This window comes from Citrobacter braakii, from assembly GCF_002075345.1.
Lineage (GTDB): Bacteria > Pseudomonadota > Gammaproteobacteria > Enterobacterales > Enterobacteriaceae > Citrobacter > Citrobacter braakii.
In genome coordinates, this window is record NZ_NAEW01000002.1 from 101810 (window position 1) to 123864 (window position 22055).

The window sequence follows — 22055 nt, forward strand, 5'->3', positions numbered from 1 at the left end:
GTCAGTAAAATTACCCCTATGTTGCTACAGAGGGCCTAATGTTTCAACGAGTAGAAGATCTTTTCTGCCAGAGCTTGCGAAATACCCGGCACTTTTGCAATTTCTTCAATACTCGCGTTACGAAGACCTTGCAAACCGCCCATATATTTCAACAACATCTGCCGACGCTTCGGCCCGACACCTTCAATAGTCTCCAGCGTGCTGGTACTTTTCACCTTCGCCCGTTTTTTACGGTGCCCGCTAATTGCATGATCGTGAGATTCATCGCGGATATGCTGGATAACGTGCAATGCAGGCGAATCCGGCGGTAGGCTAAAGCCCTCACCTTCCGGCTCAAAGAACAGCGTTTCCAGGCCTGCTTTACGATCGGCCCCTTTTGCCACACCCAACAAAAGCGGGTGCTGTTTGTCCCAGGGCACGTCCAGCTCAGCAAACACGGCTTTCGCCTGCCCCAGTTGACCTTTCCCGCCGTCGATCAATATGACGTCCGGAATCTTACTTTCTTCAATCGCCTTACCGTAGCGCCGACGGAGAACCTGATTCATTGCCGCATAATCATCACCCGGCGTAATACCCGTGATGTTATAGCGGCGATACTCGGCGCGCAGTGGTCCATTGGCATCGAATACCACGCAGGAGGCTACCGTCTGCTCGCCCATCGTGTGGCTGATATCAAAGCACTCCATGCGTTTCACTGCGGGTAACTTGAGTACTGATGCCAGCGCCGTCAGGCGTTGAGTAATGGTCGACTGCTGGGAAAGTTTTGTGGTTAACGCCACCGCCGCGTTGGTACGCGCCAGCTTCAGATACCGCGCGCGATCGCCTCGCGGTTTCGTCTGAACGTTGATCTTCCGCCCGGCCAGCTCAGACAGAGAGTCTGCCAGCAGGGTTTTATCGCTAAGATTAAAATCGAGCAGGATCTCACCGGGTAAGGTGCGCATCTGACTTCCCTGCAGATAAAACTGTCCGACAAAGGTTTCAACGACCTCGCCGAGTTCTGTTCCACCAGGGACTTTCGGGAAATAGCTACGACTGCCTAACACTTTACCCTGGCGAATAAACAGCACGTGCACACAGGCCATGCCGGCGTCAAACGCCACGCCGATGACGTCCAGATCGTCTCCGGTATTAGAGACAAACTGTTTTTCGGTCACGCGGCGTACGGCCTGAATTTGGTCACGAATGCGGGCAGCCTCTTCAAACTCGAGATTTTGGCTGGCCTTTTCCATCCGGGCGATCAGCTGCGTTAATACCTGATCGTCTTTCCCGGACAGGAACAGACGAACGTAATCAACCTGCTGCGCATACTCTTCCTCACTCACCAGGCCCGCCACACACGGACCGAGGCAGCGGCCAATCTGATATTGCAGACAGGGCCGCGAGCGATTGCGATAAACACTATTTTCGCACTGACGAATAGGGAAGATTTTCTGCAGCAACGCCAGCGTTTCGCGTACGGCGTAGCCGTTAGGAAACGGTCCAAAGTACTCGCCTTTGGCATGCTTGGCCCCGCGATGCATTGCCAGGCGAGGATGGGTATCGCCGCTGAGGAAAATAAAAGGATAGGATTTATCGTCGCGCAGCAAAACGTTATAACGCGGCTGATACAGCTTGATGTAGTTGTGCTCAAGCAATAACGCCTCGGTTTCGGTGTGCGTTACCGTGACATCAATCTGCTGTATTTGCGCGACCAGTGCTTCGGTCTTACGCGATGCAAGGTTGCTACGGAAGTAGCTGGAAAGCCTTTTTTTCAGGTCTTTCGCTTTCCCGACGTAGATGACCGTCCCGGCGTCATCATACATACGATAAACACCGGGCTGACTGGTCACGGTTTTCAGGAACGCTTTGGCATCAAACTGATCGGTCACTGGCTTGTTAATGTCTCCGCATTACACAGGCCATGGCGAATTGCCAGGTGAGTCAGCTCAACATCGCCGTGAATGTTTAATTTACTGAACATTCGATAGCGATAGCTGTTCACCGTTTTAGGACTAAGATTCAGTTGCTCTGAGATCTCATTGACCTTCTGACCTTTGGTGATCATCAGCATAATCTGCAACTCACGTTCAGACAAACTGGCAAACGGGGTTTCCGTTTTCTCAGGCTCAATCTGGCTAAGCGCCATCTGCTGAGCGATATCGGAGGCAATATAACGTTGGCCAGAATAAACCGAACGAATCGCACTCACGACCTCCTGGGGCGCAGCCCCCTTACTGAGATAGCCCGCGGCTCCCGCCTGCATGACTTTTGCAGGTAACGGGTTTTCGGTATGGACAGTCAGCATGATCACTTTAATGTCAGCCGTTGAACGCGCAATTTTACGCGTTGCCTCAAGGCCACCAATACCGGGCATATTCATGTCCATCAGCACAACGTCAACGGAATTTGAGCGGCACCATTTTACCGCATCTTCACCGCAGCACGCCTCACCGACAACTTTAATGCCTTTTATATCTTCAAGAATGCGTCGTATCCCTGCGCGCACCAGTTCGTGGTCATCAACAAGAAAAACGTTGATCAAAGGAATATCTCCAGAATAGGGATAACGCTACCGATAGTTAATCGGTCCTATGTTAACGGGTTTTATCTCAACTTTGAAATGTAAAAATCGCCGTCTTTCGATTTTGCTCTCGTTTTTGGAAATTAGAAGGTACGACGAGTGGAAACTTTCTGTTATGGCAACCTTTTGCCACGGTTATATCTGCATAGCTGTTTCAGAATAGTGACAAAAAATTCATATTCGTCCGTTGAATGCAAAATAGGCAGCTAAAGTTGTAACAATAATTAACGAGTAAAATACTCGAAATAAACAACAGATGGAGAAAATATATGCAGTGCAACATGTTGTTTATTTTAATGTCCGCGACTTATGTTTGCGCAGAAAACAACCGCTGATATTTTTAGCCTCGCTTATGGTATACTCCGGCGCCTTAAGATTTGACATCGCACTTTTTCATTGAAACATAACGAGGAAAATAAATGAGTACGCCTGACTTTTCCACTGCTGAGAATAACCAGGAACTGGCCAACGAAGTCACCTGCCTGAAAGCCATGTTAACGCTGATGCTGCAGGCAATGGGCCAAGCCGATGCAGGGCGCGTGATTCTTAAAATGGAAAAACAGATCGCGCTGATTGAAGATCAATCACAGGCTGCGGTATTTTCCAGCACTGTTAAGCAAATTAAACAGGCCTACCGCCAGTAATAAGAACCCGGCTGACAGCGATGCTCTCAGCCGGGTTTGCGTCTGACACTCAGAACGATAATTTACTCAGATCAGCCCGGTTGCCGCAGCATAACAGGCGATCTGCGTTTTGTTGGGTGCATTAAATTTCTTTTGCATATTTTTCTGGTGAAAGTTAACGGTATTTTCAGAAATCGACAGAATTATCGCTATCTCTGAAGAGGTTTTCCCCTCTGCCGTCCATTTCAATATCTCTTTTTCCCGCTTGCTAAAGCGCATCTCTGGCGCCATGACCATGTCATCTTGCAGCCGCGTCAGTACCGACAAGCTTTCCCGCACCAGCAGTTGCATCCTGAGCTCTACCTCATCGTTTGCAAAGCGACTATTACGGACACTCGCACGCGATACCGATAAAAAACCCAACGCCCGATTAGGCAACATTAAGCATTGCGTCATCCCTTTACGTAAACCGTGATTGCGCGCGGCATCCCACAGGGGCTGTGCATCGCGAAATAAGGTATCGTTCCAGGGTAAATGCCCCTGACTGAAGTTTTCAGGCTTCAGCACCGGATCAATAGCGAAATAATTCTCGGACTGATAATGCGCCACCCATGCTTTGGGATAGGTCGTGTGAAGCGACGTTTTAGGTCGGGTAAAAGGTACGGGATGACGAACACAGAGCGCGTAAAAATCGAACTCTAAATGCTGCGTCTGTTGTTGTAATTCATTATAGACATCCTCTGCCGTCGCCATTTCCTGAAAGCGTAACAGCATACTCCGTCGCCAGGTGAAGAAATCATGACCCTGCATACTAAGTGGTAATACCCCTGAGATTGATAATCATCCAAACATATGAAACAAGCTAACACATAAATGTATTTTATATATGCAAATTATCGGACAAATGGTCAATTACTTGAGCATTACTCAACGACGGCAGGAAGTAACGGTATTGGGAGTTAATATTAAAGCAATAATTATAAATAGTTATGCGAACAGCACTCGCCAAAAAACAATTTCGACGAGTGCTGCATGCACTATTTATTGCATCAGAAACTTTTCAAGAAACTGACGGGTTCGCGGTTGCTGCGGATGCGTGAATAAGGACTTAGCGGGCCCCTGCTCCACTATCCGTCCTTGATCCATAAATATCGCCCGATCGGCAACGTCGCGCGCAAAGCTCATTTCATGCGTCACAATCACCATGGTGCGTTTTTCCTGCGCCAGTTGGCGGATGGTGTTAAGTACCTCACCAACCAGTTCAGGATCAAGCGCGGAGGTAGGCTCATCAAAAAGAATAACCTCAGGTCGCATCGCCAACGCCCGGGCAATAGCCACGCGCTGCTGCTGCCCGCCGGACAAACGCCGCGGATAGCTGGTTTCTTTACCAGCTAACCCGACTTTCGCCAGCAGTTCGCGCGCTCGGGCTGTCGCTTCGGCTTTCGGTTCGCCTTTAACAATCACCGGACCTTCAATAATGTTTTCCAGCACCGTGCGATGCGGGAACAAATTAAAGTTCTGGAACACAAAGCCCACGTGCTGGCGCAACTGACGAATCAGACCTTTCTGCTGAGTTAACGAACGCGCGGTATCAATGGTAATCTCACCCACCTTAATGGTGCCCGCCTCCGGTTGCTCCAGCAAATTAATGCTGCGCAGCAGCGTCGTTTTGCCCGAACCGCTCGGCCCGATAATCGCCACAACTTCACCGGGTTTGACGTCAAGATCGATCCCATGCAGCACCGTTTGCCCATGGAATTTTTTGACCAGGTTTCTGACTTCGATAGCACTCATTTCGGCTCTCTCTCCTGGCGATTCAGTTGCTCTTCAAAATAGTTTTGCAGTGCAGAAAGCACCGTCGCCATCACCCAATAAATCAACGAGGCTGCCAGATACATCGTGAATACCTCCAGCGTACGCGAGGTAATCAACTGCGCCTGACGGAACAGTTCCGGTACCTGAATAGTCGCGGCCAGAGAGGTGTCCTTCACCAGGCTGATAAAGCTGTTACTCAGCGGCGGGAGCGCAACCCGCGCAGCCTGCGGCAGGATTGCCCGGCGCATGGTTTGCCACCGCGTCATACCAATACTGGCACCCGCTTCCCACTGCCCTTTGTCGATGGAGGAGATTGCCGCACGCAGCGTTTCCGCAGCGTAGGCCGCCGTATTAAGCGATAAGCCAATCATCGCCGCCGGAATAGGATCAAGCTCAATACCAAACTGCGGCAGACCGTAATAGATCATGAACAGCTGGGCAATCAACGGCGTTCCGCGAAAGATAGAGATATAAAAGCGCGCCAGCCAGCGCACAGGCAGCAGCGGCGACAGACGCATCAGCGCCAGGATAAAACCCAGCACGAGACCAAAGAACATCCCACCGATACTCAGTTGCAGCGTAAAAACTGCGCCCTTGAGCAGATACGGCAGAGAATCAATCACCAGTTGGATACTTTCATGCATTAGCGTTTTTCTACCTGGTCGTTACACGTGAGGATGGTAGGCAAACAGCGCAGGCGCCCCACCAGTATGAATAAAGAGAATTGGCCCTTCATCTTTGAAGCGCTTCTGGCTAATGCCATCAATCAGACCCGCCATCGCCTTGCCGGTATACACCGGATCTAACAAAATGCCTTCCAGACGCGCCAGCAGTTTTACCGCCTCCATTCCCTCTTCGTTTGGCGTACCGTAGCCTGGCGCATAATAATCGTCCCATAACAGGATTTCCGCTGAGGCCGTCAGTTCCAGCTCCCGAGCAATATCCTGCTGCAGTGCAACAACTTTGGGCTTTTGATCCGCCACGCTGCGTGAGACGGTCACGCCGATAAGTTCGACGTCAGGCATCAATTGCTCCAGGCCCACGGCCAGTCCGGCATGGGTTCCCGCACTGCCCGAGGCCACCACTACGGAAGAGAGCGAAACGGCCCCTTCACACTGTTGGGCAATTTCCAGCGCGCTTTCCACATAGCCCAGCGCACCCAGTGCATTGGAGCCCCCAACCGGGATCACATACGGGCGGAACCCTTGCGCTTCAATCCGCGTCGCCAGATCCTGCAGCTGTGCATTCGGATCGGTCAGCGCATCGCACATTTCAATCTGCGTATTAAACAGGTCCAACAGCAGACGGTTGCCATTGGTGAGATAGTTTTCGGCAGTGGTGCCTATCGGATTTTCCAACAGCGCCACGCAGTGCAGGCCTAGCTTAGCGGCGACCGCCGCCGTCTGGCGAACATGGTTAGACTGAATAGCACCCGCGGTTATCAGCGTATCCGCGCCTTCACGCAGCGCGTCTGCGGCCAGAAACTCCAGCTTACGCAACTTATTGCCGCCCATAGCCATCGGCGTGACGTCATCGCGTTTAATGAAAATATCGCGCCCGAGATAATCTGAGAGGCGCGGAAGATATTCGAGTGGCGTTGGCGCGCCAATAAATTCCAGACGTGGAAAGCGCGTTAAATTATGCAGCGGCATACAGCCTCCGGTATTCGTTGTTGTGATGTTCTTTTATTATGCACGTTCAGGCGCAATGAAATAAAAAAAGGCGCTGTTAAAGGCGCCTTTTTTCATCAGATGACGATTATTTCGTCACATCTGCTCCAAACCATTTTTCAGACAGGGCTTTCAGCGAACCGTCTTTCTGCATTTCAGCAATGGCTGCATCCACCGCTTTCAGCAGATCTTCATTGCCTTTACGCAGCGCCACGCCGGACTCCTGGCGGGAGAATGCTTCACCGGTAACGGCCAGCGTATCCTTGGTTTTTTTCACCAGATCCAGCGCGGCCAGACGGTCAACCAGGATGGCGTCGATACGCCCTACGCGCAGATCCTGATATTTGGTCGGGTCATCATCATAGGTACGAATATCCACGCCCTGCACGTTCTGGCGCAGCCACTCTTCATAGTTGGTTCCCAGACCCACGCCGACTTTTTTACCTTTCAGATCGGCAGCAGTCTTAATAACGCCTTCATTGCCTTTCTTCACCAGCGCCTGGATACCAGAGACCGTATACGGGGTAGAGAAATCGTATTTTTTCTTACGATCATCAGAGATAGTCACTTGGTTGATGACCACGTCAATGCGTTTGGAATCAAGAGAAGCCAGCATACCGTCCCATTTGGTCGGCTTCAGCGTGGCTTTCACCCCAAGATGCTTGGCCAGTTCCTCGGCAAACTCCACTTCGAAACCGGTCAGCTTGCCGTCATCGCCCTGAAAACTAAACGGGGGATAGGTCCCTTCCAGGCCCACCAGCAGCGTGCCGCGCTCTTTAACTTTATTTAACAGACCTTCATCTGCATAAGTCTTCACGCTCATTCCGGCGACAAGTGCAACAGCCATTACACCCATCAGAGCCTGACGTCCCAGAAGTGCTAATTTCATAGTTACCCCGAATATTGTCATTAGTGACTATCATTTATGACTACAGTGTAAAGCGTTTGCCGTGATCCACAAACACGACTCTGTTACACCTTATTCGTTTTTAATATATATCAGAACTGGCTGTCCAGGAGGATTTCTGCATATGTCCCATATGCGTATGGGCTTTAAACTGCTCATACTTACGCAAGGCGATGCGGTAATTGTTGGTGCTGGTTTCCGGTAGCCACGGGGCAAGGTTTTCGTCGAGAAACCCTTCCTGCAGCAGATCGTGAGAGATATTTTGTTCGGTCAGATGATTCCCGAGGCGACGCAGGCGCACAACGTATTCGCGTACCGTGCCGTGACTCATTTCGGTCTGCTCGAATAAAAATTGCTTGAAGCCGATAATGTCAAAAAAGTCGCTCTGCTCTTTGCAGTGCAAATCACCACAAAAGCGACACAGTGCCACCCACTCTTTTTTCTCCTGTTCCCACTCTGCTTCATTCAGCAACGTGTCCAGTCGGGCGATGGCGATTTTATTCACAATTTGCCCGCGGCGAACCAGCGTGATCCTGTCGAGCAACTTAAAGCAATGGGCGCAATGCGTCTGGCTGTGTTTGAAATCTTTGAGGTAGCGGCTTAGAGGCCGTCTTTTTGATTGCTGCACCGTCATGAGAACTCCTGGTAGTCAATTCGTAATGCGGCATTGTTCAGGGGTAATGGTGTACCCCTATAGCTTACCCAGCTTGGTGCGTAGACGTTTGATGGCCTGACTGTGCAACTGGCTAACCCGTGACTCCCCCACTTCCAGTACCGCGCCAATCTCTTTCAGATTCAGCTCTTCCTGGTAGTACAGCGTTAACACCAGCTTTTCGCGTTCCGGCAACGCTTCGATCGCGTCCATCACGCGCTGGCGGAGGTTACCCTCAAGTAGCTGCTGTAACGGGTTTTCCTGCTGATGTTCTTCCGTCACCAGCTCAATACTATCGCCATGCTCTTCCCGCCACTCGTCGTAGGAGAAGAGTTGGCTATTATTGGTATCAAGCAACATCTGACGATACTCTTGCACAGGAATAGCCAGACGCTCCGCCACTTCGGTTTCCGTCGCGTTACGCCCTAATTCCTGCTCCAGTTGCCCCATCGCCTGTGCCACTTCGCGAGCATTGCGCCGAACGCTACGCGGCACCCAATCCCGGCTACGTAGTTCGTCCAGCATCGCTCCACGAATACGCTGCACTGCGTAAGTGGTAAATGCCGTTCCTTGCAAAGCGTCATATCGGTCGACTGCATTCAATAACCCGATGCCGCCCGCTTGTAGCAGGTCATCCAGTTCTACGCTCGCCGGCAAACGCACCTGAAGGCGCAATGCTTCGTGACGCACCAACGGTACATAACGCTGCCACAGCGAGTGTTTATCCATTACACCTTCAGCGGTATACAGTGAATTCACGATAAACAGCCCTGCGTTAAATGAGTTATCGGCATGATTATCCGTTTCTGCAGGGGTTTTAATCGGGTGAATAGTGGGTGAAATGGGGGGTTATTTGGGGGTTACGGGTAAAGCTGAATGTAAAAAACCCCGCCGGAGCGGGGTTTGCGCAGTAAGCGTAAATTAACGCAGCAGAGACAGTACGTTCTGCGGAACCTGGTTGGCCTGTGCCAGTACAGAAGTACCTGCCTGCTGCAGGATCTGTGCTTTGGACATGTTGGACACTTCGGTCGCGTAGTCAGCATCTTCGATACGGCTACGTGCAGAAGTCAGGTTGTTAACGGTGTTGCCCAGGTTGGTGATGGTAGAGTCGAAACGGTTCTGCACCGCACCGAGGTCGCCACGTAAAGTGTCAACCTGAGCCAACGCGGTATCAATCAGTTTCAGCTGGTTACGCGTAGCTTCGCTTGCCTGACTTTGTTTAACCAGAGAAGCATTTGCAGTACCTGCATTTTTAACGAAAGTGGTTTCACCGCCTTCACTAACAACGCCATTAGCATCAACTGTGTAATTGGTAGCACCAATAGCTAAAGCTCCACCCGTTTTAGTTGCTTTTGCCGCAACCAGGTCAGACTCTTTTGCTGCAACGTTGGTTGCATGAGTGGTCAGTTTGTTACTGCCCGCTGCGCCCTGCTCATAAATGCTGCCACCAGAAAGAGTCATGGTACCACCGGTACCGGTTGTCGCCCCAGTGATGTCCATAGTAATGGTGGTACCATCAATAGTAGCGGTGAACTTACCGTTACCGTCAGCATTTGCTGTGTTTGTTGCAGCAGCAGTCCATTCGGTACCTTTAAAGGTAAATTTAGCGTTAGGGCCGCCTGCGGTTACTGCAGCTGCTGCAGTAGCAGCTGCGTCAGCGGTGGCTGTTGTTCCTGGGTTAACTTGCGTGTTTGTAGAGCTAGCGGTTAATTTACCATCTGCTGCCCCAACAAAAGCAGCTGCAAATGCACCTGTACCACCAGTCTGAACGGTGACAGCACCCGATTTTACGTCGACAGCATAGTTGTCAGCGCCAAGTTTGTAGTTCATGCTACCAGTCGCGCCAAAATCTTTGACCATTTGGTCAGCGGTTACCGCTTTATCGCCAGTTACGCTGAAAGTATTCAGGCCCAGCGTGCTGCTGGTGATTTCTTTCAGGTTAATGGAGATGGTTTCGTTATCGTTAGCACCAACCTGGATTTTCAGGGTGTTGTCACCCGCCAGTACTTTCACGCCGTTGAACTGAGTCTGACCGGATACGCGGTCGATTTCGCTCAGACGCTGAGTGATTTCAGCCTGAATGGAGCTCAGGTCGCTATCTGAGTTGGTGCCGTTAGATGCCTGAACGGACAGTTCACGTACACGCTGCAGGTTGTTGTTGATTTCGTTCAGCGCGCCTTCAGTGGTCTGCGCGATGGAGATACCGTCGTTGGCGTTACGGGAAGCCTGAGTCAGACCTTTAATATTAGAGGTGAAGCGGTTTGCGATCGCCTGACCAGCAGCATCGTCTTTCGCGCTGTTGATACGCAGACCAGAGGACAGACGCTCGATAGCGGAGCTCAGAGTAGACTGAGATTTGTTCAGGTTGTTTTGGGTCAACAGCGACAGGCTGTTTGTATTGATGACTTGTGCCATGATCTTTTCCTTATCAATTACAACTTGATGTTATTGGGCTGTTGCCCACGGTTTCTCACCGTAACCCATGTATCGGCATCTTAATTTCGAACTTTAGAAAATTTTTACTTTCTGCCCTCTTTTTTCTTAGCCCCTGAAATACCCTCTTTATATGCCATTATTCTGCGCATTATTTTTACAAAACTATCATTAAACTTTGCGCGCAGATTGCCGATAACCCGCTTAACTACTGTTTGCAATCACAAGGAATTAGGCATGCCTTCATTTACTTCATTGGGCGTTGGCTCAAACTTACCACTGGATACATTGCTGACAAACCTGACTACTGCTGAAAAAAAACGCTTAAACCCAATTACCCAACAGCAGAGTACGAATACGGCAAGATTAACCGCCTACGGCACGCTAAAAAGCGCGCTGGAAAAATTCCAGACGGCAAACACAGTGCTAAACAGTGCCGATCTGTTTAAAAGCACCACCGTAACCAGCAGTACAGAAGACCTTAAGGTATCGACCTCTGCCGGCGCAGCCCCCGGGATCTATACCGTTAGTGTTACGCAACTGGCGCAGGCTCAATCATTAAGTACTAAAAGTGGAATCAGCTCAACGAAGGAAGCGTTAGGTGATACCTCCTCCGAAAGCCGCACTATTAAAATTGAGCAAAAGGGCCGTGAAAAACCGCTGGAAATTAAACTCAGCAAAGACCAAACATCGCTGGAAGGGATCCGTGATGCCATTAACGACGCCGACAGCGGTATTTCCGCCAGTATCGTTAAAGTTAAAGAAAATGATTATCAGCTGGTATTGACCGCCGAAAGCGGTGTCGATAATAAGATGACCATTTCCGTCAGCGGCGACAGTAAGCTCAATGATTTACTGGCCTACGACAGCACAGCCGGCAGCGGAAATATGAAACAACTGGTGGAAGCAAAAAATGCGTTATTGAAAGTTAATGGTATTGATATTGAACGCCCAAGCAACACCATTACCGATGCTCCGCAGGGCGTAACGCTGAATCTGACTAAAGAAGTGACCGACGCGCGAATCACCGTCACCAAGAGCAATGATAAAGCAACCGAAGCAATCAAAGGTTGGGTGGATGCCTATAACTCGCTGCTGGATACGTTCTCAACGCTGACCAAATACACCGAAGTTGATCCAGGAGCCGAAGCGCAAGATAAAAATAACGGTGCGCTGATCGGCGACAGCGCGGTACGTACTATCCAGATAGGCATTCGCGCCCAGTTTTCCAATGGTGCCAGCGACGGCGCATTCAAAACGTTGGGCGAAATCGGTATTACCACCGACGGTACCTCCGGCAAGCTGAAAATTGACGACACTAAGCTGGAAAAAGCGCTGAAAGATAATACCGCGGCGACTCGTCAATTGCTGGTTGGTGATGGTAAAGAAACCGGTATTACTACCAAAATTGCAACAGAAGTAAAAGGTTACCTGGCCGATGACGGCATTATTGACGTTGCCCAAGACAATATTAACGCCACGCTGAAAAAGCTGACCAAACAGTATCTGGCCGTCAGCAACAGCATCGACGATACCGTCGCGCGCTACAAAGCACAGTTTACGCAATTAGACACCATGATGAGCAAGCTGAATAGCACCAGTACCTATCTGGGCCAGCAATTTACGGCGATGAGCAATTCCTGATAAAACGAGGTAAGCATGTATACCGCGAGCGGTACCAAAGCCTATGCACAGGTCAGCATAGAGAGTGGCGTGATGAGCGCAAATCCACATCAGCTGATTGAAATGTTGTTTGACGGCGCGAACAGCGCCCTGGTGCGCGCTCGCCTGTTTATGCAACAGGGTGATATCGTCGCCAAAGGTGAAGCGTTAAGTAAAGCCATTAATATTATCGACAATGGCCTGAAGGCAGGACTTGATCAAGAGAATGGCGGCGAAATCGCCACCAATCTGTCTTCACTGTACGACTATATGATTCGCCGTTTACTGCAAGCTAACTTGCGTAATGATTGTCAGGCCATTGAAGAAGTCGAAGGGTTACTCGGCAACATTGCAGATGCCTGGAAACAGATCTCACCAAAAGCATCTTCCCAGGAGTCTCGTTAATGACCTCAGCCGTGGAGTTTATCAACCGTTGGCAGCGCATCGCGCTGCTCAGTCACTCACTGCTGGAACTAGCGCAGCGCGGTGAATGGGACCTTTTACTGGAACAGGAAGTTACCTATCTGCAAAGTATTGAAGTGGTCATGGAAGAGCAAACTCCACCAGGCATTACGCGAAGTATTCAGGATTTAGTGGCCGGGTACATTAAACAGACGCTGGATAACGAACAACTGCTCAAAACATTGTTGCAGCAGCGTCTGGATGAACTCAGCAATCTCATCGGTCAGTCGACGCGCCAAAAGACGCTAAATAACGCTTATGGCCGTCTTTCCGGCATGCTGTTAGTTCCCGACGCCCCCACTGCACCACAATAATTTCCCGTCTCGTCTGAATAATCTTCCATACTCCAGAGGTCGGCCAAACGACTTCTGGAGCTCGGAAGATGAAAAATCCCACGTTATTGCAGTATTTTCACTGGTATTACCCCGAGGGCGGTCAACTCTGGCCCGAACTTGCCGAACGCGCAGGTGGACTCAATGACATCGGCATCAATATGGTGTGGTTACCTCCCGCTTATAAAGGCGCATCCGGCGGCTATTCCGTTGGCTACGACTCCTACGATCTGTTTGATCTGGGCGAATTCGACCAAAAGGGAACCATCGCTACCAAATATGGCGATAAAAACCAGCTGCTGGCGGCGATAGACGCGCTAAAACACAATGATATTGCCGTACTGCTCGACGTGGTGGTTAACCACAAAATGGGCGCAGATGAGAAAGAGAATATTCGTGTCCAGCGGGTTAACGCCGAGGATCGCACGCAAATAGACGATGAGATCGTCGAATGCGAAGGCTGGACGCGCTACACCTTCCCTGCCCGCGCAGGCAAGTACTCGCAATTCATTTGGGACTTTAAATGCTTCAGCGGTATTGACCATATCGAAAACCCAACCGAAGACGGCATTTTTAAAATCGTGAACGACTACACCGGCGAAGGCTGGAACGATCAGGTTGATGATGAGTTGGGTAATTTTGATTATCTGATGGGCGAAAACATCGATTTTCGCAATCACGCGGTCACCGAAGAGATCAAATACTGGGCGCGTTGGGTGATGGAGCAAACCCAGTGTGACGGCTTTCGTTTAGATGCCGTGAAACATATTCCGGCATGGTTTTATAAAGAGTGGATTGAGCATGTGCAGGAAGTCGCCCCCAAGCCGCTGTTTATCGTCGCGGAATACTGGTCGCATGAAGTCGACAAGCTGCAAACCTACATTAATCAGGTGGAGGGGAAAACTATGCTATTCGACGCCCCTTTGCAGATGAAATTCCACGAAGCCTCTCGTCAGGGTCGCGATTACGACATGAGTCAGATTTTCACCGACACCCTGGTGGAAGCCGATCCCTTTCATGCCGTCACCCTGGTCGCCAATCACGACACTCAGCCCTTGCAGGCGCTGGAAGCCCCTGTCGAGCCATGGTTTAAGCCGCTGGCCTATGCGCTGATCCTGTTGCGCGAAAACGGCGTGCCGTCAGTGTTTTATCCTGACCTCTACGGAGCGCATTACGAAGACACCGGGGGAGATGGCGAAACCTATCCTATCGACATGCCGATCATCGAGCAGCTTGATGAACTGATCCTCGCGCGCCAACGCTTCGCGCACGGGGTACAGACGCTCTTTTTCGATCACCCTAACTGTATCGCTTTTAGCCGCAGCGGAACGGACGAGGATCCCGGCTGTGTGGTGGTACTGTCAAACGGCGATGACGGGGAAAAGACCATCAATCTCGGCGCCAATTACGGGAATAAAACCTGGCGTGACTATCTGGGAAATCGCGAAGAAAGCGTGGTCACCGATGAGAACGGTGAAGCGACGTTTTATTGTAACGGCGGTAGCGTCAGCGTGTGGGTGATTGAAGACGTGTTATAAAATTCAACCCCGGTGGCCATGGGCTACCGGGGCGTATAGCTTATGGCAGTGGCGTGGCCAGCGGCGTTTTCTTTAACGCGTCAGCACATTCCTGCGTCGGGCGATCCACCCGCTGCAGCGTCATACCGTCATATTCCAGCGTATTGCCTTCACGCTCAATTTCATACAGCTCGCGTTTCACCGTCACGTTGGTGAGATCGCCAGAGATCATCGTCAGTTTCCCCGGCAGCGCGATCACTCGCTGCCACTGGCGACAATCCAGCGTGTCGCCCTCTTTTGTTACCACCAGGCTGGCAATCGCTTCCGGGCTCACCAGACTGCGTTGCGGACCTTTTGACTGCCAGTATCCTTCCAGACCGGCTGGCGCTGGCGTTTTCACCACGTCGTTATAATTTTCTACTTCGGCGCATCCGGTAAGCGCCAGAAATACAGCAACGATTGCTAATTTTTTCATCATTCATCCTGCATGCGAAGAAAATGGGATTGTGGCATTAAAGGCCTGATGTCGCCAGCCTTTCGGCAGTGTCGACAAAGATTGATCCAGACGGTGTTACCTCTTATTACTCATAGTCAAAAATTCTGATCGGTGTAGTATCCACACTTCTTGTTACATACCTTCTGAGTTCAGAGGCACAACGCATGTCATGGCAACACTTCAAACAGGCCTGGTTAATTAAATTTTGGGCCCCCGCCCCTGCGGTCATCGCAGCGGGTATTCTCTCTACCTACTATTTCGGCATTACGGGAACCTTCTGGGCCGTTACCGGCGAATTCACTCGCTGGGGTGGTCAAATCCTGCAACTGTTCGGCGTTCACGCCGAAGAATGGGGATACTACAAGCTGATCCATCTCGAAGGCTCACCCCTGACCCGCATTGACGGCATGATGATCCTCGGTATGTTCGGGGGCTGTTTTGCTGCCGCATTGTGGGCAAACAACGTCAAATTACGCATGCCGCGCAGTCGGGTGCGCATTATGCAGGCGATAGTCGGCGGAATGATTGCCGGATTCGGCGCCCGGCTGGCAATGGGCTGTAACCTGGCCGCATTCTTCACCGGTATTCCACAGTTCTCGCTACACGCCTGGTTTTTCGCCCTGGCAACGGCTATTGGCTCATGGTTTGGCGCACGCTTTACCCTGCTGCCGATGTTTCGTATTCCGGTCAAAATGCAGAAAGTCTCCGCCGCTTCTCCGTTAACGCAAAAGCCGGATCAGGCCCGTCGCCGTTTCCGCCTCGGCATGCTGGTGTTTATCGCCATGATCGGCTGGGCGCTCCTCACTGCGATGGATAAGCCCAAACTTGGTTTGGCTATGCTGTTCGGCGTCGGGTTCGGGCTGCTGATTGAACGGGCGCAAATCTGCTTCACCTCCGCCTTCCGCGACCTGTGGATTTCCGGTCGCACCCATATGGCGAAAGCGATCATCTTCGGGATGGCGGTCAGCGCCATTGGTATCTTTAGCTACGTACAACTGGGCGTCGAGCCTAAAATCATGTGGGCAGGTCCGAATGCGGTGATCGGCGGCTTGCTGTTCGGCTTCGGCATTGTTCTGGCGGGCGGGTGTGAAACCGGCTGGATGTACCGCGCCGTTGAAGGCCAGGTGCATTACTGGTGGGTGGGTCTGGGCAACGTTATTGGCTCGACCATACTGGCCTACTACTGGGATGATTTTGCTCCCGCGCTTGCCACCAATTGGGACAAAGTGAATCTGCTCAACACCTTCGGCCCGCTCGGTGGCCTGCTGGTAACCTATCTGCTGTTATTTACCGCGCTGATGCTCATCATCGGCTGGGAAAAACGCTTCTTCCGTCGCGCTGGGCTGACGCCTGCCAAGGAGTCTGTATGAAAAATATCGTGCCTGATTATCGCCTCGATATGGTCGGCGAGCCGTGTCCGTACCCGGCTGTCGCCACACTGGAAGCGATGCCGCAATTGAAGAAAGGTGAGATTCTGGAAGTGGTGAGCGATTGCCCGCAGTCAATCAACAATATTCCACTGGATGCGCGTAATCACGGCTACACGGTGCTGGATATTCAGCAGGATGGTCCAACGATTCGTTATTTAATTCAGAAGTAATGCGATTCTCCCGTTGCCCGACGCAGCGGGAGAATGTTCGGCTTGCTACACCTGCATCGACATCACTTCCTGATACGCCGACACCAGTTTGTTGCGCACCTGGATCCCCATCTGCATCGATACCGACGCTTTTTGCATATCGGTCATCACATCGTTCAGCGCAATACCCGGTTCACCGAGGGTAAATTTCTCAGCCTGCACACGGGATGCGGTTTGTACATCACTGATCCTGTCTAACGCCGCATGCAGTTGACCGGCAAAGCTCACGGTCGGTTGTGGCTGCATATCCTGCATTTTTGCTGACATCGCCGTGGTCTGTAGCTGGCTGATGACCCCTTCAATCCCCTGTATTGCCGACATTCTGATCCCCTGGATAATTTTTTACGTAGTTGAGATTACCAGTTAGTCAATAAGATAAAGGCGTTAAATAACGATAAAAAACCACGGTTTTTAACGCATAGAAAAATTCGAAACCGCAAATAATGAGACCGTCAATTTTTCGAGTTTGCTGACCCGGGAGTGAGTCTTGTTCCACTTTGCAAAAAACGCCGTCCACGATAAGCCACGAGGTGCGAGATGAGTGCGACAGCATCGACTGCAACCCAGCTTAAACCTCTCGAGTGGTTAAACCGCCTGCGCGCGAATCCCAGAATTCCTCTGATTGTGGCGGGAGCCGCTGCCGTCGCGATCATCGTGGCGATGGTCCTGTGGGCCAAAGCGCCTGACTACCGCACGCTGTTCAGCAATCTTTCCGATCAGGATGGTGGCGCGATCGTCACCCAACTGACGCAGATGAACGTTCCCTACCGTTTTACTGAGGGAAGCGGCGCCATTGAAGTTCCTGCCGATAAAGTCCACGAACTGCGTTTACGTCTGGCGCAGCAAGGTCTGCCCAAAGGCGGCGCGGTGGGTTTTGAACTGCTGGATCAGGAAAAGTTTGGTATCAGCCAGTTTAGCGAGCAGGTCAACTACCAGCGCGCGCTGGAAGGTGAATTAGCCCGTACGATTGAAACGTTGGGACCGGTAAAACGCGCCCGCGTGCATCTGGCTATGCCGAAACCGTCGCTGTTTGTGCGTGAGCAAAAAGCGCCTTCAGCCTCCGTCACCGTCAATTTGGAACCGGGTCGCGCGCTGGATGAAGGTCAGATCAGTGCGGTCACGCATCTGGTTTCCAGCGCTGTTGCAGGCTTGCCGCCGGGCAACGTTACGCTGGTCGACCAGGCGGGTCATCTGTTAACCCAGTCAAATACCAGTAGCCGCGATCTTAACGATGCGCAGCTGAAATACGCCAGCGACGTCGAAGGCCGCGTTCAGCGTCGTATCGAATCGATTCTGTCGCCGATTGTCGGCAACGGTAACGTACATGCGCAGGTCACCGCGCAGCTGGATTTTGCCAACAAAGAGCAAACCGAAGAACAGTACCGTCCAAACGGTGATGAGTCCCAGGCCGTGCTGCGTTCTCGTCAGTTGAACGTCAGTGAGCAGGTCGGTAGCGGAGCACCAGGCGGCGTCCCGGGCGCGTTGTCAAATCAGCCCGCTCCGGCAAATACTGCGCCAATCGCCAACCCACCCGCTAATCAGCAAAACGCGCAAAATACGCAAAACGCACAGACGGCGAATAACAGTAATAATGCCGGCCCGCGCAATACTCAGCGCAATGAAACCAGCAACTATGAAGTTGACCGCACCATTCGCCATACCAAAATGAACGTTGGCGATGTGCAGCGTCTCTCGGTGGCTGTCGTGGTCAACTACAAAACGTTACCAGACGGCAAACCGTTGCCGTTAACCGCCGAGCAGATGAAACAGATTGAGGATCTGACCCGCGAAGCGATGGGATTCTCCGACAAGCGTGGCGATACCCTGAACGTGGTGAACTCTCCCTTCACGGCGACCGACGATTCCATGGGCGAGCTACCGTTCTGGAAACAGCCGTTCTTTATTGATCAGTTAATGTCCGCAGGTCGTTGGTTGCTGGTTCTGTTGGTGGCGTGGATCCTGTGGCGAAAAGCCGTTCGTCCGCAGTTGGTCCGTCGCAGCGAAGAAGCGAAAGCCGTACAAGAACAAACGCGTGTCCGTCAGGAAACCGAAGAAGCGGTAGAAGTTCGCCTCAGCAAAGACGAACAAACTCAGCAGCGTCGTACTAATCAGCGTCTGGGAGCAGAAGTCATGAGTCAGCGTATTCGTGAAATGTCAGATAACGATCCGCGCGTCGTGGCGCTGGTCATTCGCCAGTGGATGAGCAACGATCATGAGTAATCTTACCGGTACCGATAAAAGCGTCATCCTGCTGATGACCATTGGCGAAGATCGCGCGGCGGAGGTGTTTAAGCACCTTTCCACGCGCGAAGTTCAGGCGCTCAGTACGGCGATGGCCAACGTTCGCCAGATTTCCAACAAGCAGTTGACGGAAGTGCTGGCCGAATTTGAACAAGAAGCCGAACAGTTTGCCGCGCTGAATATCAACGCCAACGAATATCTGCGCTCCGTGCTGGTGAAAGCGCTGGGCGAGGAACGTGCCTCCAGTCTGCTGGAAGATATTCTGGAAACCCGCGATACCACCAGCGGCATTGAAACGCTTAACTTTATGGAGCCGCAAAGCGCCGCCGACCTTATCCGCGACGAGCATCCGCAGATTATCGCCACCATTCTGGTGCACCTCAAGCGGGGCCAGGCTGCCGATATACTGGCGCTGTTCGACGAGCGTTTACGTCACGACGTGATGCTGCGTATCGCCACCTTTGGCGGCGTACAGCCTGCCGCGCTGGCAGAACTGACCGAGGTACTCAACGGCCTACTCGATGGCCAGAACCTCAAGCGCAGCAAAATGGGCGGCGTGAGAACGGCGGCAGAAATTATCAACCTGATGAAAACCCAGCAGGAAGAAGCGGTTATTACCGCCGTACGCGAATTCGACGGCGAGCTGGCGCAGAAAATTATCGACGAGATGTTCCTGTTCGAGAACCTGGTGGATGTCGACGATCGCAGTATCCAGCGCCTGCTGCAGGAAGTGGATTCCGAATCGTTGCTGATTGCCCTGAAAGGTGCCGAACAGCCACTGCGCGAGAAGTTCCTGCGCAACATGTCGCAACGTGCTGCCGATATTCTGCGCGACGACCTCGCCAACCGCGGTCCGGTGCGTTTGTCGCAGGTGGAAAACGAACAGAAAGCCATTCTGCTTATTGTGCGCCGTCTGGCGGAAACCGGCGAGATGGTGATAGGCAGCGGCGAGGATACCTATGTCTAACGAACTGCCGTGGAAAGTCTGGACCCCGGACGACCTCGCCCCACCGATGGCGGAGTTCGTACTGGCTGACCACAGCGAAACCCCGCTGTCAGAAGAAACAGCAGAACCAGAGCTTTCCGCAGAGCAACAGCTTGAACAGCAGCTCGCACAGCTGCAACTGCAGGCCCATGAGCAAGGTTATAACGCGGGTCTGGCGGAAGGTCGACAAAAAGGCCACGAACAAGGTTATCAGGAAGGCCTGAGTCAGGGGCTGGAGCAAGGCCAGAACCAGGCGCGCGCTCAGCATGCGCCGATCCATGCCCGCATGCAGCAGTTGGTGAGCGAGTTTCAGAATACGCTGGACGCGCTGGACAGCGTCATTGCCTCGCGTCTGATGCAAATGGCGCTGGAAGCTGCGCGTCAGGTTATTGGCCAGACGCCTATTGTGGATAACGCTGCGCTGATTAAACAAATCCAACAGCTGTTACAGCAAGAACCGCTGTTTAGCGGTAAACCGCAGCTACGCGTACATCCGGACGATCTCCAGCGTGTGGAAGAGATGCTCGGTGCGACCCTAAGCCTGCACGGCTGGCGGCTGCGCGGCGATCCGACGCTGCATCACGGCGGCTGTAAAGTCTCAGCCGATGAAGGCGATCTGGATGCCAGCGTTGCCACTCGCTGGCAAGAACTCTGCCGTCTGGCAGCGCCGGGAGTCGTGTAATGACCACTCGCCTGACTCGCTGGCTCAACACGCTGGACAGCTTCGAAGAGAAAATGTCGCTGCTGCCTGCGGTGCGCCGTTACGGTCGCCTGACCCGCGCCACTGGGCTGGTGCTGGAGGCCACGGGATTACAGTTGCCGCTGGGCGCCACCTGCGTTATTGAACGCCAGGACGGCAACGAAACCCAGGAGGTCGAAAGTGAAGTTGTGGGCTTTAACGGTCAGCGTCTGTTTCTGATGCCCCTCGAAGAGGTTGAAGGCGTTCTGCCCGGCGCACGCGTGTACGCAAAAAACATTGCCGGAGAAGGTCTGCAAAGCGGGAAGCAATTACCGCTTGGCCCTGCATTGCTGGGTCGGGTGCTGGACGGTAGCGGCAAACCGCTCGACGGTCTGCCCGCCCCGGATACCACCGAAACCGGGGCGCTGATTACGCCGCCGTTTAACCCGCTACAACGCACCGCGATTGAACACGTCCTGGATACCGGCGTACGCCCCATCAACGCGTTGTTAACCGTCGGTCGCGGTCAGCGTATGGGACTTTTCGCGGGCTCCGGTGTCGGTAAAAGCGTTCTGCTCGGCATGATGGCGCGCTATACCCAGGCCGATGTTATCGTCGTAGGTCTGATTGGCGAACGTGGTCGCGAAGTTAAAGATTTTATTGAAAATATTCTCGGTACCGACGGTCGTGCACGCTCGGTGGTGATTGCTGCTCCCGCAGATGTCTCGCCGCTGTTACGTATGCAAGGCGCGGCCTATGCCACGCGTATCGCCGAAGATTTTCGCGATCGTGGACAGCACGTATTGCTGATTATGGATTCCCTCACCCGCTATGCGATGGCGCAACGTGAAATCGCCCTGGCGATCGGAGAGCCGCCGGCAACGAAAGGTTATCCCCCCTCAGTATTCGCCAAATTACCGGCACTGGTCGAACGTGCCGGGAACGGTATTCACGGCGGCGGTTCCGTTACCGCGTTTTACACGGTACTGACCGAAGGTGACGACCAGCAGGACCCCATTGCGGATTCCGCGCGCGCGATTCTGGACGGCCACATTGTGCTGTCCCGTCATCTGGCCGAAGCGGGTCACTATCCGGCCATCGATATTGAAGCCTCGATCAGCCGCGCCATGACCGCGCTTATTAGTGAACAACACTATGCGCGGGTACGTAACTTTAAACAGCTGCTATCCAGCTTCCAGCGCAACCGCGATCTGGTCAGCGTGGGGGCGTATGCCAAAGGCAGCGATCCCATGCTGGATAAAGCCATCGCCCTATGGCCACAACTGGAAGCATTCTTACAGCAAGGCATTTTTGAACGGGCGGACTGGGAAGATTCTCTGCACGCGTTAGAACTGATTTTCCCTGGTGTGTGAGTAAGCAGG

24 protein-coding genes are annotated in these 22055 nt (G+C 52.4%); 12 read left to right on the plus strand and 12 right to left on the minus strand.

The genetic code is table 11. The features are described 5' to 3' along the window. Positions 1–35 precede the first annotated feature (35 nt). Together uvrC and uvrY are read right to left on the minus strand one after the other, a co-directional pair. On the minus strand, positions 36–1868 hold the full coding sequence (gene uvrC, locus BZK42_RS04880) for an excinuclease ABC subunit UvrC (protein WP_016153473.1): 1833 nt from the start codon (positions 1866–1868) through the stop codon (positions 36–38). Next, positions 1865–2521 carry a UvrY/SirA/GacA family response regulator transcription factor gene (gene uvrY, locus BZK42_RS04885; RefSeq protein WP_006684079.1) on the minus strand — a complete coding sequence of 219 codons (657 nt, stop codon included), beginning with the start codon at positions 2519–2521 and terminating at the stop codon, positions 1865–1867. The genes uvrC and uvrY overlap by 4 nt, the downstream gene beginning before the upstream one ends. Before the next feature lie 295 nt (positions 2522–2816). Between uvrY and BZK42_RS29635 the strand changes: the two genes are divergently transcribed. Further along, positions 2817–2960 (plus strand): hypothetical protein, encoded by a 144-nt coding sequence (locus BZK42_RS29635; RefSeq protein WP_428839379.1) that lies wholly within the window; start codon positions 2817–2819, stop codon positions 2958–2960. 19 nt (positions 2961–2979) lie between these two features. Beyond that, complete coding sequence (locus BZK42_RS04890) at positions 2980–3204, plus strand: DUF2594 family protein (RefSeq protein ID WP_016153474.1); 225 nt, start codon at positions 2980–2982, stop codon at positions 3202–3204. 66 nt (positions 3205–3270) lie between these two features. Here BZK42_RS04890 and sdiA read toward each other — a convergent pair whose 3' ends face one another. From sdiA to BZK42_RS04930, 8 genes are all read right to left on the minus strand, one after another. Then, the gene (sdiA, locus tag BZK42_RS04895) at positions 3271–3993 is read right to left on the minus strand and encodes a quorum-sensing transcriptional regulator SdiA (RefSeq protein ID WP_016156833.1); all 723 of its coding nucleotides are present in this window, start codon (positions 3991–3993) and stop codon (positions 3271–3273) included. A 231-nt stretch (positions 3994–4224) separates the two neighbouring features. After that, positions 4225–4977 carry an L-cystine ABC transporter ATP-binding protein TcyN gene (tcyN, locus tag BZK42_RS04900; RefSeq protein ID WP_003030477.1) on the minus strand — a complete coding sequence of 251 codons (753 nt, stop codon included), beginning with the start codon at positions 4975–4977 and terminating at the stop codon, positions 4225–4227. Continuing rightward, positions 4974–5642 (minus strand): cystine ABC transporter permease, encoded by a 669-nt coding sequence (gene tcyL, locus BZK42_RS04905; protein WP_003030474.1) that lies wholly within the window; start codon positions 5640–5642, stop codon positions 4974–4976. Before tcyL ends, tcyN begins: the two co-directional genes overlap by 4 nt. Before the next feature lie 21 nt (positions 5643–5663). Next, a complete protein-coding gene (dcyD, locus tag BZK42_RS04910) occupies positions 5664–6650 on the minus strand; it encodes a D-cysteine desulfhydrase (protein WP_047358000.1) in 987 nt (328 codons plus the stop codon). A 106-nt stretch (positions 6651–6756) separates the two neighbouring features. Then, positions 6757–7557: a cystine ABC transporter substrate-binding protein gene (gene tcyJ, locus BZK42_RS04915; protein WP_016156835.1), complete on the minus strand. Its 801-nt coding sequence runs from the start codon at positions 7555–7557 to the stop codon at positions 6757–6759. A gap of 100 nt (positions 7558–7657) precedes the next feature. Beyond that, positions 7658–8209, minus strand: a complete 552-nt coding sequence (gene fliZ, locus BZK42_RS04920; protein WP_016153478.1) for a flagella biosynthesis regulatory protein FliZ — start codon at positions 8207–8209, stop codon at positions 7658–7660. 57 nt (positions 8210–8266) lie between these two features. Continuing rightward, the gene (fliA, locus tag BZK42_RS04925) at positions 8267–8986 is read right to left on the minus strand and encodes an RNA polymerase sigma factor FliA (RefSeq protein WP_016153479.1); all 720 of its coding nucleotides are present in this window, start codon (positions 8984–8986) and stop codon (positions 8267–8269) included. 162 nt (positions 8987–9148) lie between these two features. Then, a complete protein-coding gene (locus BZK42_RS04930) occupies positions 9149–10642 on the minus strand; it encodes a flagellin N-terminal helical domain-containing protein (protein ID WP_075848423.1) in 1494 nt (497 codons plus the stop codon). A gap of 255 nt (positions 10643–10897) precedes the next feature. Here BZK42_RS04930 and fliD point away from each other — a divergent pair, with 255 nt between their 5' ends. The 4 genes from fliD to amyA all read left to right on the plus strand — a co-directional run bounded on the left by fliD (position 10898) and on the right by amyA (position 14654). Further along, on the plus strand, positions 10898–12304 hold the full coding sequence (gene fliD / locus BZK42_RS04940) for a flagellar filament capping protein FliD (RefSeq protein ID WP_080858839.1): 1407 nt from the start codon (positions 10898–10900) through the stop codon (positions 12302–12304). 15 nt (positions 12305–12319) lie between these two features. Next, a complete protein-coding gene (gene fliS, locus BZK42_RS04945) occupies positions 12320–12727 on the plus strand; it encodes a flagellar export chaperone FliS (protein ID WP_046274968.1) in 408 nt (135 codons plus the stop codon). Further along, positions 12727–13098, plus strand: coding sequence for a flagella biosynthesis regulatory protein FliT (gene fliT / locus BZK42_RS04950; protein ID WP_003030458.1), 372 nt, complete (start codon positions 12727–12729; stop codon positions 13096–13098). The genes fliS and fliT overlap by 1 nt, the downstream gene beginning before the upstream one ends. 68 nt (positions 13099–13166) lie before the next feature. Continuing rightward, a complete protein-coding gene (amyA, locus tag BZK42_RS04955; RefSeq protein ID WP_080858840.1) occupies positions 13167–14654 on the plus strand; it encodes an alpha-amylase in 1488 nt (495 codons plus the stop codon). A 40-nt stretch (positions 14655–14694) separates the two neighbouring features. Here the strand turns inward: amyA and yedD are convergent, their stop codons facing one another. Next, positions 14695–15108, minus strand: coding sequence for a lipoprotein YedD (gene yedD, locus BZK42_RS04960; protein WP_016153484.1), 414 nt, complete (start codon positions 15106–15108; stop codon positions 14695–14697). Between the two features lie 128 nt (positions 15109–15236). Here yedD and yedE point away from each other — a divergent pair, with 128 nt between their 5' ends. Beyond that, positions 15237–16499, plus strand: a complete 1263-nt coding sequence (yedE, locus tag BZK42_RS04965) for a selenium metabolism membrane protein YedE/FdhT (RefSeq protein WP_323667576.1) — start codon at positions 15237–15239, stop codon at positions 16497–16499. Beyond that, the gene (gene yedF / locus BZK42_RS04970; RefSeq protein ID WP_000790504.1) at positions 16496–16729 is read left to right on the plus strand and encodes a sulfurtransferase-like selenium metabolism protein YedF; all 234 of its coding nucleotides are present in this window, start codon (positions 16496–16498) and stop codon (positions 16727–16729) included. The genes yedE and yedF overlap by 4 nt, the downstream gene beginning before the upstream one ends. Before the next feature lie 45 nt (positions 16730–16774). On the opposite strand, the gene fliE is transcribed toward yedF, so the two are convergent. After that, positions 16775–17089: a flagellar hook-basal body complex protein FliE gene (gene fliE, locus BZK42_RS04975; RefSeq protein ID WP_016153486.1), complete on the minus strand. Its 315-nt coding sequence runs from the start codon at positions 17087–17089 to the stop codon at positions 16775–16777. 216 nt (positions 17090–17305) lie between these two features. Here fliE and fliF point away from each other — a divergent pair, with 216 nt between their 5' ends. The 4 genes from fliF to fliI are packed head-to-tail and all read left to right on the plus strand — an operon-like array spanning position 17306 to position 22046. Next, positions 17306–18988, plus strand: a complete 1683-nt coding sequence (gene fliF, locus BZK42_RS04985; protein ID WP_047357996.1) for a flagellar basal-body MS-ring/collar protein FliF — start codon at positions 17306–17308, stop codon at positions 18986–18988. After that, complete coding sequence (gene fliG / locus BZK42_RS04990) at positions 18981–19976, plus strand: flagellar motor switch protein FliG (RefSeq protein ID WP_016153488.1); 996 nt, start codon at positions 18981–18983, stop codon at positions 19974–19976. Before fliF ends, fliG begins: the two co-directional genes overlap by 8 nt. Next, positions 19969–20676, plus strand: a complete 708-nt coding sequence (gene fliH / locus BZK42_RS04995; RefSeq protein ID WP_016153489.1) for a flagellar assembly protein FliH — start codon at positions 19969–19971, stop codon at positions 20674–20676. Before fliG ends, fliH begins: the two co-directional genes overlap by 8 nt. Beyond that, positions 20676–22046 (plus strand): flagellar protein export ATPase FliI, encoded by a 1371-nt coding sequence (gene fliI / locus BZK42_RS05000; protein ID WP_016153490.1) that lies wholly within the window; start codon positions 20676–20678, stop codon positions 22044–22046. Before fliH ends, fliI begins: the two co-directional genes overlap by 1 nt. The last annotated feature ends 9 nt before the right edge of the window (positions 22047–22055 follow it).

What these genes read in the sequence shown, in the direction of transcription:
- BZK42_RS29635 (WP_428839379.1), top strand. Translation starts at nt 2,817, where the DNA reads ATGGAGAAAATATATGCAGTGCAACATGTTGTTTATTTTAATGTCCGC.
- BZK42_RS04890 (WP_016153474.1), top strand. Translation starts at nt 2,980, where the DNA reads ATGAGTACGCCTGACTTTTCCACTGCTGAGAATAACCAGGAACTGGCC.
- sdiA (WP_016156833.1), bottom strand. Translation starts at nt 3,993, where the DNA reads ATGCAGGGTCATGATTTCTTCACCTGGCGACGGAGTATGCTGTTACGC.
- tcyN (WP_003030477.1), bottom strand. Translation starts at nt 4,977, where the DNA reads ATGAGTGCTATCGAAGTCAGAAACCTGGTCAAAAAATTCCATGGGCAA.
- tcyL (WP_003030474.1), bottom strand. Translation starts at nt 5,642, where the DNA reads ATGCATGAAAGTATCCAACTGGTGATTGATTCTCTGCCGTATCTGCTC.
- dcyD (WP_047358000.1), bottom strand. Translation starts at nt 6,650, where the DNA reads ATGCCGCTGCATAATTTAACGCGCTTTCCACGTCTGGAATTTATTGGC.
- tcyJ (WP_016156835.1), bottom strand. Translation starts at nt 7,557, where the DNA reads ATGAAATTAGCACTTCTGGGACGTCAGGCTCTGATGGGTGTAATGGCT.
- fliZ (WP_016153478.1), bottom strand. Translation starts at nt 8,209, where the DNA reads ATGACGGTGCAGCAATCAAAAAGACGGCCTCTAAGCCGCTACCTCAAA.
- BZK42_RS04930 (WP_075848423.1), bottom strand. Translation starts at nt 10,642, where the DNA reads ATGGCACAAGTCATCAATACAAACAGCCTGTCGCTGTTGACCCAAAAC.
- fliD (WP_080858839.1), top strand. Translation starts at nt 10,898, where the DNA reads ATGCCTTCATTTACTTCATTGGGCGTTGGCTCAAACTTACCACTGGAT.
- fliS (WP_046274968.1), top strand. Translation starts at nt 12,320, where the DNA reads ATGTATACCGCGAGCGGTACCAAAGCCTATGCACAGGTCAGCATAGAG.
- fliT (WP_003030458.1), top strand. Translation starts at nt 12,727, where the DNA reads ATGACCTCAGCCGTGGAGTTTATCAACCGTTGGCAGCGCATCGCGCTG.
- amyA (WP_080858840.1), top strand. Translation starts at nt 13,167, where the DNA reads ATGAAAAATCCCACGTTATTGCAGTATTTTCACTGGTATTACCCCGAG.
- yedD (WP_016153484.1), bottom strand. Translation starts at nt 15,108, where the DNA reads ATGAAAAAATTAGCAATCGTTGCTGTATTTCTGGCGCTTACCGGATGC.
- yedF (WP_000790504.1), top strand. Translation starts at nt 16,496, where the DNA reads ATGAAAAATATCGTGCCTGATTATCGCCTCGATATGGTCGGCGAGCCG.
- fliE (WP_016153486.1), bottom strand. Translation starts at nt 17,089, where the DNA reads ATGTCGGCAATACAGGGGATTGAAGGGGTCATCAGCCAGCTACAGACC.
- fliF (WP_047357996.1), top strand. Translation starts at nt 17,306, where the DNA reads ATGAGTGCGACAGCATCGACTGCAACCCAGCTTAAACCTCTCGAGTGG.
- fliG (WP_016153488.1), top strand. Translation starts at nt 18,981, where the DNA reads ATGAGTAATCTTACCGGTACCGATAAAAGCGTCATCCTGCTGATGACC.
- fliH (WP_016153489.1), top strand. Translation starts at nt 19,969, where the DNA reads ATGTCTAACGAACTGCCGTGGAAAGTCTGGACCCCGGACGACCTCGCC.
- fliI (WP_016153490.1), top strand. Translation starts at nt 20,676, where the DNA reads ATGACCACTCGCCTGACTCGCTGGCTCAACACGCTGGACAGCTTCGAA.